The 17,042-nt window shown below is 60.9% G+C and carries 10 protein-coding genes and 1 pseudogene; 7 read left to right on the top strand and 4 right to left on the bottom strand.

Annotation, left to right across the window (positions count from 1 at the left end; genetic code table 11):
• Nucleotides 1-32: 32 nt before the first annotated feature.
• Nucleotides 33-830, top strand: a pseudogene (locus ACFE0K_RS13445) (TRAP transporter large permease subunit); the annotation flags it as partial.
• A 30-nt stretch (nucleotides 831-860) separates the two neighbouring features.
• Entirely contained in the window at nucleotides 861-1,256 is a 396-nt protein-coding gene (locus ACFE0K_RS13450) for an acyl-CoA thioesterase (RefSeq protein WP_035249705.1), read from the top strand.
• 310 nt (nucleotides 1,257-1,566) lie between these two features.
• Here the strand turns inward: ACFE0K_RS13450 and ACFE0K_RS13455 are convergent, their stop codons facing one another.
• Both ACFE0K_RS13455 and uvrD read right to left on the bottom strand, forming a co-directional pair.
• Nucleotides 1,567-2,712 carry a TRAP transporter substrate-binding protein gene (locus ACFE0K_RS13455; RefSeq protein ID WP_434536544.1) on the bottom strand — a complete coding sequence of 382 codons (1,146 nt, stop codon included), beginning with the start codon at nucleotides 2,710-2,712 and terminating at the stop codon, nucleotides 1,567-1,569.
• 109 nt (nucleotides 2,713-2,821) lie between these two features.
• Nucleotides 2,822-4,984 (bottom strand): DNA helicase II, encoded by a 2,163-nt coding sequence (gene uvrD, locus ACFE0K_RS13460; RefSeq protein WP_434536545.1) that lies wholly within the window; start codon nucleotides 4,982-4,984, stop codon nucleotides 2,822-2,824.
• 183 nt (nucleotides 4,985-5,167) lie between these two features.
• On the opposite strand from uvrD, the gene ACFE0K_RS13465 reads away from it, so the two are divergent.
• Nucleotides 5,168-8,047 carry an EAL domain-containing protein gene (locus ACFE0K_RS13465; RefSeq protein WP_434536546.1) on the top strand — a complete coding sequence of 960 codons (2,880 nt, stop codon included), beginning with the start codon at nucleotides 5,168-5,170 and terminating at the stop codon, nucleotides 8,045-8,047.
• Nucleotides 8,048-8,195: 148 nt separating this feature from the next.
• On the opposite strand, the gene ACFE0K_RS13470 is transcribed toward ACFE0K_RS13465, so the two are convergent.
• Nucleotides 8,196-9,176 (bottom strand): hypothetical protein, encoded by a 981-nt coding sequence (locus ACFE0K_RS13470; RefSeq protein ID WP_434536547.1) that lies wholly within the window; start codon nucleotides 9,174-9,176, stop codon nucleotides 8,196-8,198.
• Between the two features lie 86 nt (nucleotides 9,177-9,262).
• Between ACFE0K_RS13470 and ACFE0K_RS13475 the strand changes: the two genes are divergently transcribed.
• Entirely contained in the window at nucleotides 9,263-10,108 is an 846-nt protein-coding gene (locus tag ACFE0K_RS13475) for a metal-dependent hydrolase (RefSeq protein ID WP_434536548.1), read from the top strand.
• A 330-nt stretch (nucleotides 10,109-10,438) separates the two neighbouring features.
• Here ACFE0K_RS13475 and ACFE0K_RS13480 read toward each other — a convergent pair whose 3' ends face one another.
• Nucleotides 10,439-12,742, bottom strand: coding sequence for a mechanosensitive ion channel domain-containing protein (locus ACFE0K_RS13480; RefSeq protein ID WP_434536549.1), 2,304 nt, complete (start codon nucleotides 12,740-12,742; stop codon nucleotides 10,439-10,441).
• 243 nt (nucleotides 12,743-12,985) lie between these two features.
• Between ACFE0K_RS13480 and ACFE0K_RS13485 the strand changes: the two genes are divergently transcribed.
• From ACFE0K_RS13485 to ACFE0K_RS13495, 3 genes are all read left to right on the top strand, one after another.
• The gene (locus ACFE0K_RS13485; RefSeq protein WP_434536550.1) at nucleotides 12,986-13,672 is read left to right on the top strand and encodes a hypothetical protein; all 687 of its coding nucleotides are present in this window, start codon (nucleotides 12,986-12,988) and stop codon (nucleotides 13,670-13,672) included.
• The gene (locus ACFE0K_RS13490; protein ID WP_434536551.1) at nucleotides 13,672-15,417 is read left to right on the top strand and encodes an SDR family oxidoreductase; all 1,746 of its coding nucleotides are present in this window, start codon (nucleotides 13,672-13,674) and stop codon (nucleotides 15,415-15,417) included. The genes ACFE0K_RS13485 and ACFE0K_RS13490 overlap by 1 nt, the downstream gene beginning before the upstream one ends.
• Nucleotides 15,418-15,666: 249 nt before the next feature.
• Nucleotides 15,667-16,512 (top strand): MerR family transcriptional regulator, encoded by an 846-nt coding sequence (locus ACFE0K_RS13495; RefSeq protein ID WP_434536552.1) that lies wholly within the window; start codon nucleotides 15,667-15,669, stop codon nucleotides 16,510-16,512.
• Nucleotides 16,513-17,042: the final 530 nt, after the last annotated feature.

Genomic DNA, 17,042 nt, shown 5'->3' on the forward strand with positions numbered 1-17,042 from the left:
GGCAGGGGCTGTTGTCATGGGTATAGATTTGGGTGGGCGTTCTGTTTGGTGGCGCGCTGATGCCCGGACTGATTCTGGTGGGCCTGTCTCTGTTATATGTGGTGGCTATCAGCCTGCTGAAACCGCAGTGGGGACCGGCTTTTCAGTTTCGTGATGACGAACCGCGCGGCTGGCGCCCCCTGCTGGGGGGACTGATTCCGCCGCTGCTGCTGATTGCGGCGGTGCTGGGCTCCATCCTCACCGGCAAGGCCACCCCCACCGAAGCCGCCGGCGTGGGCGCTTTCGGTTCGCTGCTGCTGGCTGCCGGCAACCGGCACCTGAACGGGCAGATTCTCGGCCAGGTGGTGCGCGCCACCAGCCGGGTCACCGCCATGGTGTTCATGATCCTGATCGGCGCCAGTTTGTTTTCCCTGGTGTTTCGGGGTTTCGGCGGTGAGGAAGCCGTCCATGCCCTGTTCGAGAACCTGCCCGGCGGCGTGATCGGCGCCACCCTGCTGGTGATGCTGCTGATTTTCCTGCTCGGCTTTATTCTCGACTTTATCGAGATTACGTTTGTGGTGGTGCCCATTGTCGGCCCGGTACTGCTGGCCATGGGTCTGGACCCGATCTGGCTGGGGGTAATGATCGCCCTGAACTTGCAAACCAGTTTTCTGACCCCACCCTTCGGGTTTGCCCTGTTTTACCTGCGTGGCGTGGCGCCGGCAGAGGTAAAAACCTCGCAGATTTACCAGGGCGTGATACCTTTTATCATTATCCAGCTGCTGATGCTGGGTATACTGGCGCTGTTCCCGGAACTGGCCACCTGGCTCCCTGATCAACTGTACGGGTAACATCGCTCAAAATATTACGGATAACAAAACATGACCGATAACACCGACGACATGCCCCAGCCCATCGGCACCCTGGCCATTCAGACCATCGCCATGCCGCAGAGCGCCAACTGGAATGGCGATATCTTTGGTGGCTGGCTGGTATCGCAGATGGATCTGGCCGGTGCTGTCACCGCCCGCAAGAAAGCCCGTGGCCGGGTGGCCACCGTGGCGATTGATTCCATGGCCTTTCTGCGCCCGGTGCCGGTGGGCGCCGTGGTCAGCTGCTACACCCAGTTGCAGGACGTGGGCCGCAGCTCCATGCAGATTCTGGTGGAAGTGTGGATCCGCGAAGACACCGGCACCCTGTCGAAGGTGACCGAAGGGCATTTCACCTTTGTCGCCATTGATGACACCGGCCGGACCCGGGCGGTGCCGAGGGATTGACCGAAGCCTGCCGTTTGGTTATCGCACCGCCAGCGACGTTCCTACACGGCTGAGATCGGTTTTTGTAGGAGCACCTCTTGAGGTGCGAACCGAGTGTAGCGAGGCCTGAAGATTGCGGTTGTCGCCATTCTTTCTGGATCGACTTGTCGAGCCCTGATATTCCTGATCACCCTGCGGGCGATTTCCGCGCAAGCGCGGTTCGCGCCTCAAGAGGCGTATTCGCTACGCTCACCCTTCGGGCCGCACTTCGTGCGTTACTCCGCTACGCTCCGTTCCTACAGCGGCTTCGTAGACGCGCAGGCGCAGTCTCTCAACCCTTGGCGAGCTCACTGCGCACGTTCATATACGACTGCTCCGCCACACCCATGTACTGCACCGATTGGTCGCGGAATTTGCGGTAGGACTCATACACCTTGCGCGCTTCGCTGTTGTCGGCCACCAGGGTTTCGATCACCTCGTCGCTGGCCTCCTTGAGAGCCTTGAGCACATCATCCGGCAAACGCCGCAGTTTCACCCCGTGCTTGTTGACCAGCTCCTGGAGCGCCGCGTTGTTCTGGGCGGTGTACTCGTCGAGCATGTCCTGGTTTTCCGATTGGGCGGCGTAACGGATGATCGCCTGCAGGTCCGCCGGCAAGCTGTCCCATACCGTCTTGTTGATGGTCAGCTCCAGGGTCGGACCCGGCTCCTGCCAACCCGGGTAGTAGTAGTACTCGGCTACCCGGTGCAGGCCAAAGGTCAGGTCGTTGTAGGGGCCTACCCAGTCCGCCGCATCGATGGCGCCGGTCTGCATGGAGGTGAACACCTCGGCACCCGGCAACTGCACCGGCGTGGCACCCACCTTGCCCAGCACCTCTCCGGCGAGGCCCGGCATCCGCATCTTCAGACCTTTCAGGTCCTCCACGCTGTTGACTTCCTTGTTGAACCAGCCCGCCATCTGGGTGCCGGTGTTACCACAGGCAAAAGGCTTGAGATTGAACTGGGCGTACAGATCGTCCCACAGTTTCTGACCACCACCATGGTGTAACCAGCCATTCATTTCCTGGGCGGTGAGCCCGAAGGGGACGGCGGTAAAGAACGGCGTGGCCGGGTGCTTGCCTTTCCAGTAGTAGGCGGCCCCATGACCCATCTCGGCACTCCCCTGGCGCACTGCATCGAACACTTCAAAGGCCGGCACCAGTTCCTTGGCACCATAGACCTTGATCTTGATACGCCCGGCAGACATTTCTTCCACCCGCTTGGCAAACCGGTTGGCACCGGCGCCCAGGCCCGGATAGTTCTTCGGCCAGGTGGTCACCATCTTCCATTCGTAGGTCTGCTGTTCGGGTTTTTTCTTTTCCGGCTCCACGCCGGCGGCAGCCTGACCGTCCACGGGCGGGCAGTCTTTCTGTTCGCAGCCGGCCAGCGCCAGGCCTCCCAGCCCCAGACCCAGGGCGGAAACAAATTTACGACGATCCAAGGTAGTTCCTCCGATAAAGGGCGGCAGCGCTCTGCCGCTTTCGGGTTATTTTTTTCCACCTGAGGCCTGATGCACGACGCTTCTCACGTCCTGCCTCAGGCATCCGGCGTTATATCACTTCCAGCCGGGCGTACTGGCTGACCAGCCACTTGGTGCCGACACCGTCAAAATTGATCTGCAGCCGGGCGTTGGGGCCCTGGCCTTCGAAGTGCAATACGGTGCCTTCACCGAATTTCGGGTGCAATACCCGCGCGCCCAGGTTGATGCCATTGGACTCGGTTTCGCGAATCGGTCGCGCGGCACCGCCCACCGGCCGGCTGAAGCCGGCCCGGGCGCGGATTTCTTCCAGAAACTCGGCGGGGATTTCGCGCAGGAAGCGGCTGGGCGGGTTATGGTTTTCATTACCGTACAGGCGGCGGCTTTCCGCATGGGTCAGGTACAACTCGCGCATGGCGCGGGTCAGGCCCACGTAGCAGAGGCGCCGCTCTTCGGCCATGCGGCCCGGCTCCTGACTGGACATCTGGTGGGGGAACAGACCTTCCTCCATGCCACAGATGAATACCGCCGGAAATTCCAGCCCCTTGGCGGAATGCAGCGTCATCATCTGCACCGCGTCCTCGTGGGCATCGGCCTGGCCCTCGCCGGATTCCAGGGCGGCGTGGTCCAGAAAGGCCGTCAGGCTGTCCAGTTCGGAGTCTTCATCCTCGTCACCGAATTCCCGAGTGGCGGAGACCAGTTCGCGCAGGTTTTCCAGCCGTTGCTGACCCTTTTCGCCTTTTTCCTTGCCATGGAAATCCACAAGGCCACTGGCTTCGATCACGTGTTCGGTGGTTTCCGCCAGCGACAAGCCATCGCATTGCTGCTCCAGCTGCACTACCAGGTTCAGGAACACCGCCAGGGCATTGGTGGCACGAGCGGTAAGTAACTGCTCACTGATAAGCGCCTGGGCCGCAGCCCACAGGGACACGCCACGCTGGCGCGCCAGTTCGCGCAGGCTTTCCAGGGTCTTGTTGCCGATACCCCGGGTGGGGGTGTTCACCACCCGTTCGAAGGCGGCGTCCGCATCGCGGTGGCTGAGCAGGCGCAGGTAGGCCAGGGCGTTCTTGATTTCCGCCCGCTCGAAGAAGCGCTGACCACCGTAGATGCGGTAGGGAATGCCAGCCTGTAGAAAGGCTTCTTCCAGCACCCGGGACTGGGCGTTGGAACGGTACAGCACCGCCATTTCCCGCCGCGCGGTGCCTTCCTGAAACAGCTTTTCCACCCGCCCGGCGATAAAGCGGGCTTCGTCCACTTCATTGAAACCGGCATAGAGGCGAATCGGGTCACCGTCGCTGCCCTCGGTCCACAGTTCCTTGCCAAGCCGGTCGGCATTGTTGCCAATTACCGCGTTGGCCGCTTTCAGGATGGTGCCGGTGGAGCGGTAGTTCTGCTCCAGGCGAATGGTGCGGGTATCGGGGAAATCGCGGCTGAACTTGTGGATGTTCTCGATCTTGGCGCCGCGCCAGCCGTAGATGGACTGGTCGTCATCACCCACGATGGTGACGGCGTTATCGTCGGTGGCCAGCAGCCGCAGCCAGGCATACTGGATGCTGTTGGTATCCTGGAACTCATCCACCAGGATATGCTGAAAGCGGCGCTGATAATGGCCACGCAGGCCATCGTTGTCGCGGAACAGCTCCAGCACCCGCAGCAGCATTTCGTTGAAATCCACCAGGCCACTGCGCTCGCAGGCTTCTTCGTAGCCGAAGTAGATCTTCTGCATGGTCTGCACGAACAGGTCGCCATTGGCGTCCATGTGCTTGGCGCGCAGGCCCTCATCCTTCTGACCGTTGATAAACCAGGTGGCCTGGCGGGCCGGCCAGCGCTGCTCGTCCAGCCCCAGTTCCTTGATCACCCGCTTGATCAGCCGGATCTGGTCATCGGCGTCGATGATCTGGAAGCCCTGGGGCAGGCCCGCTTCCTGCCAGTGGGCGCGCAGCAGGCGATGGGCAATGCCGTGGAAGGTGCCCACCCACATGCCGTCGGCGGACATGTCCAGCAACTGCTCGATACGCCCGCGCATTTCGGCAGCGGCCTTGTTGGTAAAGGTTACCGCCAGAATGCCGAACGGCGAGGCCTGTTCGGTGGCGATCTGCCAGGCGATACGGTGCACCAGCACCCGGGTCTTGCCCGAGCCGGCACCGGCCAGCACCAGTAAATGTCGGTCATCGGCAGCCACCGCATCGCGCTGGGCCGGGTTCAGGCCATCAATAAGGGAAGTTACGTCATCCATGGCGCGGGAGTTTAGCAGAATGTCCGCTGGCGCGATGCCTGCATACTGAACCTGGTCAGATGAACCCTTGGGACATGGCAATACGCCACTATCGATAATGAGATGGCGGTTTCCCTTGGCATCGCCGATAGGTAAACTGACAAAGAAAAACACTCGGCTAAACGCCAGAGGATAATAATCAAGGTGTCTTCGCAGTCTCCGCAAACCCGAACCGCTCCGCCGTTCAATGGCGTGGTCACTGAACAGTGCCAACTGTTACTCAGTGGTATCGCGGTACTGATGTTGCTGGAAATAGCCAGTGCCATCACGCTGGTATGGGCCTACTGGAACACACCCATTTCCCGCCAGCACCTGCTGATCTGGTTGGGACTGGTGGCTGCGGTGCAGATCGGCAAGATGGTCGCCCTGCCTCTCTGCCATCGGCGCCTGCGCAACGATCTGGCCACCCCCCATTGCCGTCGCATTCTCTCTGCCATCGCCCTGAGCACCCCGTTGATTCTGGGCGCGGCGGGTTACCTGTTCAATCCACTGGATACCCTGTTCGCCAGCGACATGCTGGCAGCCCAGCTCACCATTGCCTGCCTGGGACTGGGTCTGAGCACCATGGCCCTGGCCGCCTACAGCAGCCACTTTCCCACCGTCTTCCTGTATCTGCTGATGCTGCTCGGTCCCGGTATGTCGCGGCTGTCGGAAACCCAGGCCCATGGCCAGCTCTCGCTGATGCTGCTGATGTCACTGTTGGGGCTGTTCTTCCTGTTCGCCGCCCGACGCATCAACCAGACCGGCCACCAGGCCATGATGCTGCAGGCCAGCAACCGGTCGCTGATCGACTACCTGAACCGGGCCCGCAGTGACGCGGAAGCCCTCAACGAGAAGCTGGCCCAGGAAATTTACGAACGCAAGGAAGCCCGCCAGCGTCTACAGGAAACCAACGAGCGACTGGAATCCATGGTGCAGGAGCGTACCCGCGCCCTGGGCGAAACCAACCAGGCCTTGGCGGCCACCGGCGAACGGCTGGAACTGGCGCTGGAAGCCAGCAATATCGGCCTGTGGGACTGGATGCTGGACACCGGTCGCAACTACCACACCAATTTCGACCGCCTGCTGGGTTACGACGGCGCCTACTTCAAGAATTTCTTCGGCGATCTGGAAACCCTGGTACACCCGGAAGACCTGACCCGCATCCGCCGCGCCATGGTGTCCCACTTCAAGGGCCAGAATGACCGTTACCATGCGGTCTACCGGCTGCGCCACGCGGATGGCAGCTGGCGCTGGATCGAGGACGAGGGCCGGGTGGTGACATGGTCTGATCAAGGCCGCGCCCTGCGCATGATCGGCACCCGCCGTGATATCACCGAAGACCGCCAGAGCCAGGAGCAACTAAGGCTGGCCGCCACCGTATTCGACAATGCTCCGGAAGGCATCTTCATCCTTGACCACAAGTTCCGCTTCCTGGCGGTGAATGCACGCTTCGAACAGATTACCGGTTACAGCGAATCCATGGTGCTGGGCAAGCAGGTGCTGGATCATCAGGAAACCGCCGCCAACCGCGACACCTACAAGATGATTACCGCCGCGCTGAAAGAGAACGGTTTTTGGGAAGGCGAAATCAATGAGACCCGCCGTAATGGCGAGCCCTTCCCGGAATGGCTTCAGGTCAGTGCGGTTCGCGACGAACACAAAAAGGTGATCCGCTTTGTCGGCATGATGTCCGACCTGACCTCCCGCAAGGAAACCGAGCAACAACTGCAGTTCCTGTCCAATTACGATCGCCTTACCGGCCTGGCCAACCGCACCCAGTTCCGCGAACACCTGCACAAGTCCCTGACACTGGCACGCCTGAACCGGGAAAAAGTGGCGCTGCTGATGATCGACCTGGACCGCTTCAAACCGATCAATGAATCCCTGGGCCACGAAATCGGTGACCGTCTGCTCAAGGCCGCCGCCGATCGCATGGCCCAGCACGCCGGCGGTGAAGAAAATCTCGCCCGGGTGGGCGGTGATGAATTCACCTTGCTGCTGGAAAACCACGGCGGCGAAGGGGCTATCAGCCAGCATTGCCAGAAGCTGATCAATGCCATGAAGAAGCCCTTCATGATTGACGGTCACGAACTCCTGCTGGGCGCCAGTGTTGGCATCAGCGTGTTCCCGGACACCGCCAAGGAAGCCCAGAGCATGATCAACCAGGCTGACATGGCGGTGTACCAGGCCAAGCGCAGCGGCGGCAACAACTTCCAGTTTTATCGCAGCAACATGCGGGTGGCCTCGGTGGAGCAACTGGCCCTGGAAACCAGCCTTCGCAAGGCCATCTTCAAGAACGAATTCGTGGTCTACTACCAACCGAAGATGGACCTGGCCAGCAATCGTATTACCTCGGTAGAAGCGCTGGTGCGCTGGCAACACCCGACCATGGGCCTGTTGCCGCCGGCGGATTTCATTCCCCTGGCCGAAGAAACCGGGCTGATCTCCGCCATCGGCGAGCTGGTACTGGAACGCTCATGCCGCCAGGCCCACCAGTGGTACAAACAGGGGCTCGGCAATATCTGCGTATCGGTGAACCTGTCCGCCCACCAGTTCCGCAAGGGCAATGTGGCCGAGATCGTCGACCGGGTACTGGAAAGCACCGAGCTACCGGCCCACCTGCTGGAACTGGAGCTCACCGAAAGCCTGATCATGGAAGACATGGAGCAGAACATCGCACTGCTTCAGCAGCTGCGTACCCGCGGCATCGAACTGGCCCTGGACGACTTCGGCACCGGCTATTCGTCACTGAGCTACCTGAAGCGTTTCCCGGTGGACACCCTGAAGATCGACCGTTCCTTCATCATGGATCTGGACAAGAGCCCAGATGATGCCGCCATCACCCGCGCCATCATCGACATGGCCCACAGCCTGCAAATGAACGTGGTGGCCGAAGGGGTGGAAACCGAAGCCCACCTAAGCATCCTGCGCGACATGCACTGCGACAGCATCCAGGGCTTCCTGATCAGCCGCCCGGTGCCGGAGAAAGAGCTGGTGGAGTTGCTGCATACGCAGGCGTATAGGAAGGCGTTGGATAGTTAACAGTTAATAGTGAATAGTTAACAGCTGCGCGATCGATGTTATCGGATTCTCCAAAGACAAGAGGCCGCGCCCAAATTTTGGGCGCGGCCTCTTACGTTTTAAAGCCTGCTATAGGTTTGCCGCGTCGCTGTTAACTATTCACTGTTAACTAAAGAAGCTCCAGCGTCTCCGGCCGCGCAAAATACCCCTCCAGATGCCTGCGCAGCCACGCCTCAAGCAGGCCTTCGGCGCGCAGTTTTTCCATTACCGGGGGCAGGAAGCGGCGGGCGTCGTCGAGCATCAGGGTGCGGGTAACGCCCAGTTCGTCCAGCAGATCCATCAGGGTGGTGTCGCCGTACTTGTCGAAGAAGGCGTTGACCCCGGAATCCAGCATGGCGATGAAGTAGTCGGTATGGCGCAATTCGCGCCAGTACTCGAAACCGATCACGAACAGTTCCTGAATATCCTCACTGCTGATCAGTTCGCGCAGCTCGGCAACCGGGCGCTGGGAGAATTCCTGCCAGGCCACCAGCACCAGCTCGCGCAGCTCATCCAGGTTTTCATCCCGGTACAACCAGGGATCACTGAGCAGTTGTTCGGTACGCTTTAACAGCCACTCCTGCAAACGTACTTCCAGGCTGCCCAACCAGCGGGCCGGTAAACGTTTGCGCAGTTGCTCGTGCAGCGCCGGCGGCAAGCCCTGGTGCAGCAGGGTTTTCAGCCCCAGCTGAGCACCACCGGCCAGCAACGCCAACAGCACCGGATTGCGGCCCAGCCAGGCCATGCTCTGGCGGGACAAGGGAATCTCCAGCACCTTGTCGAGCAGCGCCATCACCACATCCTCGTTCACCACGTCGCCGATGAGGCGGTCACTCTGAATGCCGTGATCGTAGAACTGTTCCACCATGTCGCCGACCAGCTCGGGAATGGCGCCGCTGATGTCCATTTCTGCCGCATATTTCTGCGCGGTAATGCGGATCTGTTCGACGCTGACCCAATCGTTCAGGGTGTAGCGAGTGGCCACATCCAACGCATAATCCAGCTCCTGCTCGATCAGCCCGTCCAGCTGCCCCGGCGACAGTTTGACCAGCAGGTGGTCAATCAGGCCATCCAGTAAACGATTGGCAACTTCCTGTTTATTATGAGCCATTTTTTTCATTTCCCGGTGGAAAAACCTTGCTGTGTGACACAGCAATTGTATCATCGAATGATGTAACAGTTACGGAGGTACGCACCATGGCGATCTCGATTCTTCCCATCCGCCGCAATCTGAAATTCAACCTGAACCCGGCCAAAGCCCTGACCTGGCACCGGGACGGACTGAATGTCAGCCAGTTCATGAACACCATGAGTCTGTTTTTCCCGGTGGGGGAACGCTTTTTCATCGACAGCGTACGCAATTACCGTGACCAGATCACGGATCCCGAGCTGAAAAAAGCGGTCACTGCCTTTATCGGTCAGGAAGCCATGCACGGTCGTGAGCACGAAGAGTACAACGATTTCGTGGCCCAGGCAGGTATTCCCCTGCACGCCCAGGAAGCCTTTGTGGCCCGCCTGCTGAAAGCCGTGCAGGACTATTCCCCGCAATCCTTTCAGCTGGCCGCCACGGTGGCGCTGGAACACCTGACCGCCATTCTCGGTGGCGGCCTGCTGGATTTACCCGAGATCATGGAAGGGGCCGACGAAGGCTACAAGGCCATCTGGAACTGGCACGCCCTGGAAGAAACCGAGCACAAGGCGGTGGCCTTCGACGTGTACCAGGTAGCCATCGGCGACGACAGCAACCTGGGCGCCTATGCTCTGCGCAGCGGCACCCTGGTGGCCGCCACCGGTGTCTTCTTTGCCCTGATGATTCCCTATTATGTGCACAACGTGCGCATCAAGGGCGGTCTGACCGACCTGAAAGGCTGGCGCGCCGTGGCCAAGCACACCTGGGGCAAGAAAGGGATTTTCCGCAATATCACCAAGCCCTGGTTCGACTGGTTCAAACCCGGTTTCCACCCCTGGGACCACGACAACAGCGAGCAGCTGAAAAACTTTGAAGCCTTGCTGGGCGACCTCCTCAAGGAGGAGGCCGCTTAACACTTTCCATCACCGAGCTCTCCCTTTTCCGGTGACTCCAGGGTCGGCATTTATGCCGGCCCTTTTTTTTGAGTTGCGAGTTGAAAGTTTAAAGTTGAAACGCGGGTTGGGCCAAGCCTAACGAGCGGCGCCTCGCCCGCGCCGAAACGCTGCCAAAGTGGGCCGTTGTGAGCGCGCTATCTTACGTTATTGTCAGCTTGCCAGCGCGGGACGCCTGACTTTCAAAGCCCGATTAGCTGTGTTCGCGTTTGAACTTTCAACTTTGAACTTTCAACTAAAAAAACGCCTGCTTGCGCAGGCGTTTTGTCGATGACTCCGTCCGGGAAGAAGTTACCCGTCGTTGCCATCCTGCGTGGACACCACCCGCTCGTCGGCCAGGCGGATGTTGCCCGCCGGCGCCTTGCCGTCCCGGTCTTCGCCGAAGTACAGGGTGGTATGGGGGAACGGAATCTCGATGCCGGCCTTGTCGAAGTAGATCTTCACCAGACGATTGAAGGCACGACCCACGGCCCACTGATTCCCCGGCGTGGTCTTGATCACCACCCGGATATTCACTGAGCTGTCCGCCAGCGCGGTAACCCCGGCAACAGTCATCGGCGCCAGGATATTGTCCTTGTGGGCCCCTTCCTTGAGCTCTTCGAAAGCGGCTTCCAGCTGAACGATGGCATCATCGATGCTCTCGCGATAGGCAATGCCGTATTCGCCCACATGGTTACCGAATTCGCGAGTGAAGTTGGACACCGCGTCCACCGAGGAGAACGGCACGATGTGATAGGTGCCGTACAGATCCCGCAGGGCCACTGAGCGGATCCCCACCCGGTCCACGGTACCGGAATTGCCACCAACGCTGACGAAATCGCCGGTGTTCATGGCATTCTCCAGTTGAATGAAGATCCCGGTGATCACATCCTGCACCAGCTTCTGGGCACCAAAACCAATGGCCAAACCCAGCACACCGGCGCCGGCAATCAGCGGGCCGATCTCGATACCGATCTCGGACAACACGATCATCGTCGTCATGATGATGATGGCAATGGCCATGGTGGTATGGAACAGGCCCAGCAAGGTTTCTCCGCGCGCAATCTCGGCGGATGTGCTGTCTTCGCGCGGGCTGAATTTGTGCTCCACCAGGCTCGCCAGCACCACCCACACCAGGGCCGCCAGCGCGAGGATAATCAGGATATCGATCAAGGCGGAAACCGTCTGCGCCCCCGCCGTGGTGGCATACCAGGCGGCCAGGTCATAGAGCTCCCAGGCATCCAGCGACAGCACCACCACCAGGATCAGGATCAGGGCGCGGATCACTTTCAACCCGCTGGGCACATAGGTGTTCACCCGGGCCTGCAGGCGCGGCATGCTGGCATTGAGACGGTCGGAGAGCTGGATTTCCTTGCCGATAAGCTGTCCCAGCGCCACCGACACCAGCAGCCCGACACCCACATAAACCAGGGTCTCCAGAGTCGCCATAGCCACATACGGCAACGCCGTTTCCGGATGCAGCACGGTGACGGCAAACACCAGCAGGGCATAGGCCAGTGCCAACCAGTGCCAAATGCGCGCCAGCAACAGCATTGCCAGCCGCAGGGGGCCATAACTGGCATTGGCGCGGTCGGTCAGTGCCTCTCGCAGCACCTGACGCTTGCGGATAATCACGATGGCGGCATAGGCCAGAGCCACCAGCATGATCAGGGTACCGGCCCCACTGCCAACCGCCGGAGACAGGTTGAAGTTGAGCACCGGTACCAGTACCAGCATGCCATAGCCGATCAATCCCGCTTCCCGGGCCAGAAACCGGTTGCAGTAGCGCGCCTGCTCCGCCGCCACCGGCAGCATCCGCAGACCCTCATATTGGGAGGAAAAGAACATGCGCAGACCGGCCTTGGCCAGCTCCACGATCAAGAAGGCATTGAGGAACAGGGCCAGCCGGGTCGCGTCCGCCCCCAGCTGCTCGGTCAGCAGCGGCGCCACAAAGGTGCCGGCCAGATAGGCCAGCGCCACCACGATGATATCCAGCAGCGCGGCCACCGCCACGGCCACCGTGGTGCACAGAATGGCCAGCTTTTCCGAACCGGCCCGGGCCCAGTGGCTGAGGCGAGCAAAGGCGGAACCCGCCAGCATTCGCAGCACCCAGAACACAGCGAAGGTGATCACCACCAGAATGGCCAGATTCAACAGCGCAGCAGTGACCGCCTTCATATCCACCGGGGTGCTGGCAACCGCCTCTCCGGCGCTGTCATCACTCGCGAACCAGCCAGTGACCAGACCACTCAAGACCGAGAACTGGCGCCCCATGTCACCGGCCAGGTTGCCGGTAGCCGCCGCCATGCGACGAGCCAGAGAAACCTGCTCGGCGGTCTGCCCGCTGGGAGACTCGGCAGCGATTTCGCTGGCCGGAACCTCACCCTCCAGCCCCAACGGGGCTGGATTGGCCGCAGCCTGCAGACCGCGCAACTGGTCGATCAACTGCTGGCGGGAGGCATCAGTCTCCAGCAATGTCGCCAGCTCAGCATAATCCTGGCCCGATGGAAGCGCCTCCTGCTCCTGGGCAGGCAACGCCGTCGTCAGCATCACTAACAACAGGGAAAGCAAGGCTGTCAGGCCCCGCAACGACTGGGCTTGATGGCGCACACTCATCTCCTTAGTGCCGGCTTTTGCCGGGTCAACCGCTATGTTTGAAGCATATTCAGGCGCCCACCATAACAAGGGGGGACCGGAAAATTGTGAAGATCACGCGAACGCTCTGTACCCGAATTGTCACGCCCCATTGACCCTGGGGAGGCATTACCGGCAAAGGAATGCCAATCGCACCGGTTGACCGTGACATTGTCCACTGTAATTATCGGAGTCCATTTCATAACAACGACGGTGGAGGCGTTCATGAGCACATTCTGGACCCCGGACCCCCAGGCTCTGGGCCCCTATCTCCACAGACGGGAGCAGGCCGACAAATGCCTGCAGATTATCGCCGCCTCCCTGCAACCGGGGATGAGCGAACAGGATTGCGAACTGCTGATCCGCGACTGGCTCCGTGCCCATCAACTATTTGATCCGGCCCGCCCGCCCAAGGTGCGTTTTGCCGGCCAGTCGCCCCGCCGTCGCTTTGGCCTGAACAGACCGGGAAAGCGCCGCTACCGGATCGGGATGAGCTATATACTGCGTTGCGATGCGGTGCAGAACGGCTATGTCGGCAAAGCCAGCCTCAGTGGCCCGGCCAGCTCCGTGCTGGCGCCGTTGCACGCGCGACTGCGTGAGATCCGCGAGCAACTGCCGCGGACTCTCCAGCAGGGTGAAACACCGCAACAGTTGGCCAGCCAGTTCCCCGGCCTGCGCCAGCATTACCGGCTGGTGCCGCTCACCGGCATCCTGCCAGAGGGCAATCGCATCGACGAAGCGCCGCTGATACCGGGACTGTGGCAGTGGCAACTGACCCTGAGCGACGGCCAACACAGCGTCGCCAGCAGCGAATTCCTGCTGATGGACGACCAGGGCCCACGCTGGCTGACCGCCACCCCGGCCCACTTGCTCGACAACAGCCATAACGACAATGAAGAGGAAGCAGCCTGATGGTGCAGTGGCGTGATACAACCGTAAGCCGTGATGGCGTGGACCTGGCCGTACGCACCTGGAGTGCGGACAAGAGCCCCACAGTGATACTGGTGCACGGCTACCCGGACGCCAACCACGTCTGGGAAAAGGTGGCCGAGCGACTAAGCCGGGATTTCAAGGTGGTCGCCTATGACGTACGCGGCGCCGGCCATTCTTCCGTGCCGCAAGATCGTGCCGCCTACAAGTTGCGTGAACTGCGGGACGATCTGCATGCGGTCATGGATGCTGTCAGCCCGAATGAAAAGGTCCACCTGGTAGGCCACGACTGGGGCTCCATCCAGACCTGGGAATCGGTCACCGACCCGGATGCCGAGCAGCGCATCGCCTCCTACACCACTCTGTCCGGCCCCTGCCTGGACCACGTGGGCCAGTGGATGAAAGCCCGACTGCGCGAACAGAAAATTGGCGCCGTGCTCAACCAGCTGTCCCACTCCTGGTATATCGGCGCGTTTCAATTACCGGTACTGGCCCCGGCCCTGTGGAAAGCCGGCCTGGCCAAGGCCTGGCCGAAAGTGCTGCGCCGCACCGAAAATCTGGACAGTGAGCCCAGTGCCACCCAATTGCAGGACGGCACCCACGGCATTGAATTGTACCGGGCCAACATGCTGCCCTGCCTGCTCAAGCCCCGCGAGCGGCATACCAAGGTGCCGGTACAGCTGATCGTTGCCCGCCAGGACAACTACGTGCGCCCGGCCATGCTGGAAGACCTGTCACAGTGGACCGACCGGTTGTGGCGCCGGGAGCTCGATTGCGGCCATTGGGGCCCACTGCTGCAACACCCGGACGTGACCGCCGACTGGATTCGCGAATTTATTCAGCACATCGACGGTGCTCCTGCCTCCGGCCCCCTGCAACGCAGTGAAGTCAGCGCCAGCCAGGTAAAAGGCCCGGACAGCGGCAAACGGGTGGTGATCACCGGCGCCGGCTCCGGCATCGGCCGGGAAACCGCTCTGGCCTTCGCCCGTCGTGGCGCCCTGGTGGTGTGCACCGATATCAACACCGAGGCAGCCGCCGCCACTGCCCGCACCATTGTTGCCGAGGGCGGCGAAGCCCTCAGCCGCAAGTGCGACGTGAGCAGCACCCGCTCCATGGAAGCCCTGGCCACCTGGGTGGAAAAGGAACTGGGCGCTCCCGATATCGTCGTCAACAACGCCGGCATCGGCCTGTCCGGTTCGCTGCTGGATACCAGCGTCAAGGACTGGCAACAGGTGCTGGGCGTGAACCTGTGGGGCGTCATTCATGGCTGCCGCCTGTTCGCCCGCCAGATGATCGACCAGGGGCGCGCCGGGCATATCGTCAACGTGGCCTCCGCCGCCGCCTTCATGCCCTCGCGCATGCTGCCCGCCTATGCCACCAGCAAGAGCGCGGTGCTGATGTTCAGCGAATGTCTGCGCGCTGAACTGGGCGACCATGGCATCGGCGTCAGCGCCATCTGCCCGGGTATCATCGATACCCCCATTACCCGCAACACCCGTTTTGTGGGCGTGGACAATGAAGAGCAGGACCGCCGTCGCCAGCACGCCCACAAGCTCTACCAGCGCCGTGCCTTCACCCCGGATCGGGTGGCCCAGGCCATCGTCGAAGCGGTGGAGAAAAACCGCGCGGTGGTGCCGGTGAGCCCGGAAGCGCGAGGCATGCAATGGCTAGGGCGCTTCACCCCGTCCCTGGCCCGCAATCTGGCCCAGGTGGAAATCACCCCCTGAGCCCGACCCCGAGCGATGAGCCCCAAACCCCAAATATCCTGCTGTGGGAGCGGTCTCTCGACCCCTCCCACAGCAGGAAACCCGGTATTTCCCGTCCCACATTGGAAGTATGGCATTTTTTGCATTCGTGCCAGACGCCCGTCATCCGCCACCCCCGAGTGACAACGGTCACGTTTATGGCCAAAAACGCCAGCCTACAGCCACTGTGGGCTGTGGCGCCTTTGTAAAAAGCCGGCTATCATCGCAGGCATGAAATCCAGTGACCGCAATCCCGCCGCTATACTGCGCAGCCTGAAAAAATACACGCAGCCAGTTACCGGCGCACTTCAGGCCGAAGCCGGCAACCACAAGGAATTTACCATCGACGAACTGGCCCGCGAGGCTGGTTCCACGGTGCGTAACGTCCGTGCCTACCAGGATCGGGGCATCCTGCCGCCACCGGAAAAGCGCGGTCGCACCGGTATCTATACCGATGTGCATCTTGCCCGCCTGAAAATCATCGGCGCCCTGCTGGAACGCGGCTACACCCTCAATAATATCCGTGACTTGCTCAGCGCCTGGGAACAGGGCCGCGAACTGAACGATGTCCTCGGCCTGGAAGTGGCAGTGACCTCCTGGCAGAACCCCAGTGTGCCGTCCTACCTGGACTACCAGGAACTGCTGGATGATTTCGGCGAAGACATCACCCCGGAAGTGATGACCAAGGCGGTGAAACTGGGCTACATCATTCCCGAAGGCATGCGCCTGCGTATTCCCTATCCGCGTATCTATAACGCGGGCAAGGAACTCAGCGAGGCTGGCGTGCCGCTGGATGCGGTGCTCACCCATGTCGGCCTGGTTCGCGAAGAAGTGGACAAGCTGGCAGAGCGCTTTATCGGCATGATCATCCACCACCTGGTGGACGAGAAGTACGGTGACGAAGCCCTGCCGGAAGGCGAAGACGTGCCCAAGCTGGCCGACTTCATCACCCGCATCCGCCCGCTGGCCGACGCGGTAGTCAGCGACGAGCTGGGCCGGGTACTGGAAAAGAGCATCAACAAGATTCTCGTCGATCGCCTCGCCAACGTGCTGGCGCATATCGAAAAGAATATCTGAAAAGCAGCTGCAAGCCACAAGCTTCGAGCTACAAGGCGCGAGACAGATTTTCCTGTTCTGCGCCTCAGTGCCCGCGCAATTACCTGAGTGCGCGGGCACGTCCTTTCAAAAGCCCCGGCCTGATCCGCGTTGCAGCTTGAAGCTTGTGGCTTGTAGCTCATTCCAGGAATCGCGGGCACACTCTGTCCGTACCTGACACCCTACCCCGCGACTCATAGCTCGTAGCTCGTAGCTATTTTTGCGTTTGGTAGGCTTTTCTTGCTGTTTTGTTGCCGGGCCTCCTTTCATACCCGTTAGAATGTCAATCTTGGGACGTTAGTGCGAACAGTGTTCGCCGACCAAAACAATAATGTCCCGAGGAGAGCACCATGAAACCCGGCCTGTTACTCAGTGCCCTGCTGAGCACCAGCCTGCTTGCCGCCTGTGGCGGCGGAGGATCCAGCAACACGCAACCTGTCAGCAACACCACCACACCCAACAATCCGCAGACGCGGGGAGTGCCGACGTGCGCGGCACCGCGCCCCGACCGT

The organism is Alcanivorax sp., assembly GCF_051117345.1.
Taxonomy (GTDB): domain Bacteria; phylum Pseudomonadota; class Gammaproteobacteria; order Pseudomonadales; family Alcanivoracaceae; genus Alcanivorax.

Bases quoted from the DNA above. Each gene is read 5' to 3' on its own strand.
- ACFE0K_RS13495 (WP_434536552.1), top strand. From the start codon at position 15,667: ATGAAATCCAGTGACCGCAATCCCGCCGCTATACTGCGCAGCCTGAAA.
- ACFE0K_RS13490 (WP_434536551.1), top strand. From the start codon at position 13,672: ATGGTGCAGTGGCGTGATACAACCGTAAGCCGTGATGGCGTGGACCTG.
- ACFE0K_RS13470 (WP_434536547.1), bottom strand. From the start codon at position 9,176: ATGGCTCATAATAAACAGGAAGTTGCCAATCGTTTACTGGATGGCCTG.
- ACFE0K_RS13450 (WP_035249705.1), top strand. From the start codon at position 861: ATGACCGATAACACCGACGACATGCCCCAGCCCATCGGCACCCTGGCC.
- ACFE0K_RS13485 (WP_434536550.1), top strand. From the start codon at position 12,986: ATGAGCACATTCTGGACCCCGGACCCCCAGGCTCTGGGCCCCTATCTC.
- ACFE0K_RS13480 (WP_434536549.1), bottom strand. From the start codon at position 12,742: ATGAGTGTGCGCCATCAAGCCCAGTCGTTGCGGGGCCTGACAGCCTTG.
- ACFE0K_RS13475 (WP_434536548.1), top strand. From the start codon at position 9,263: ATGGCGATCTCGATTCTTCCCATCCGCCGCAATCTGAAATTCAACCTG.
- uvrD (WP_434536545.1), bottom strand. From the start codon at position 4,984: ATGGATGACGTAACTTCCCTTATTGATGGCCTGAACCCGGCCCAGCGC.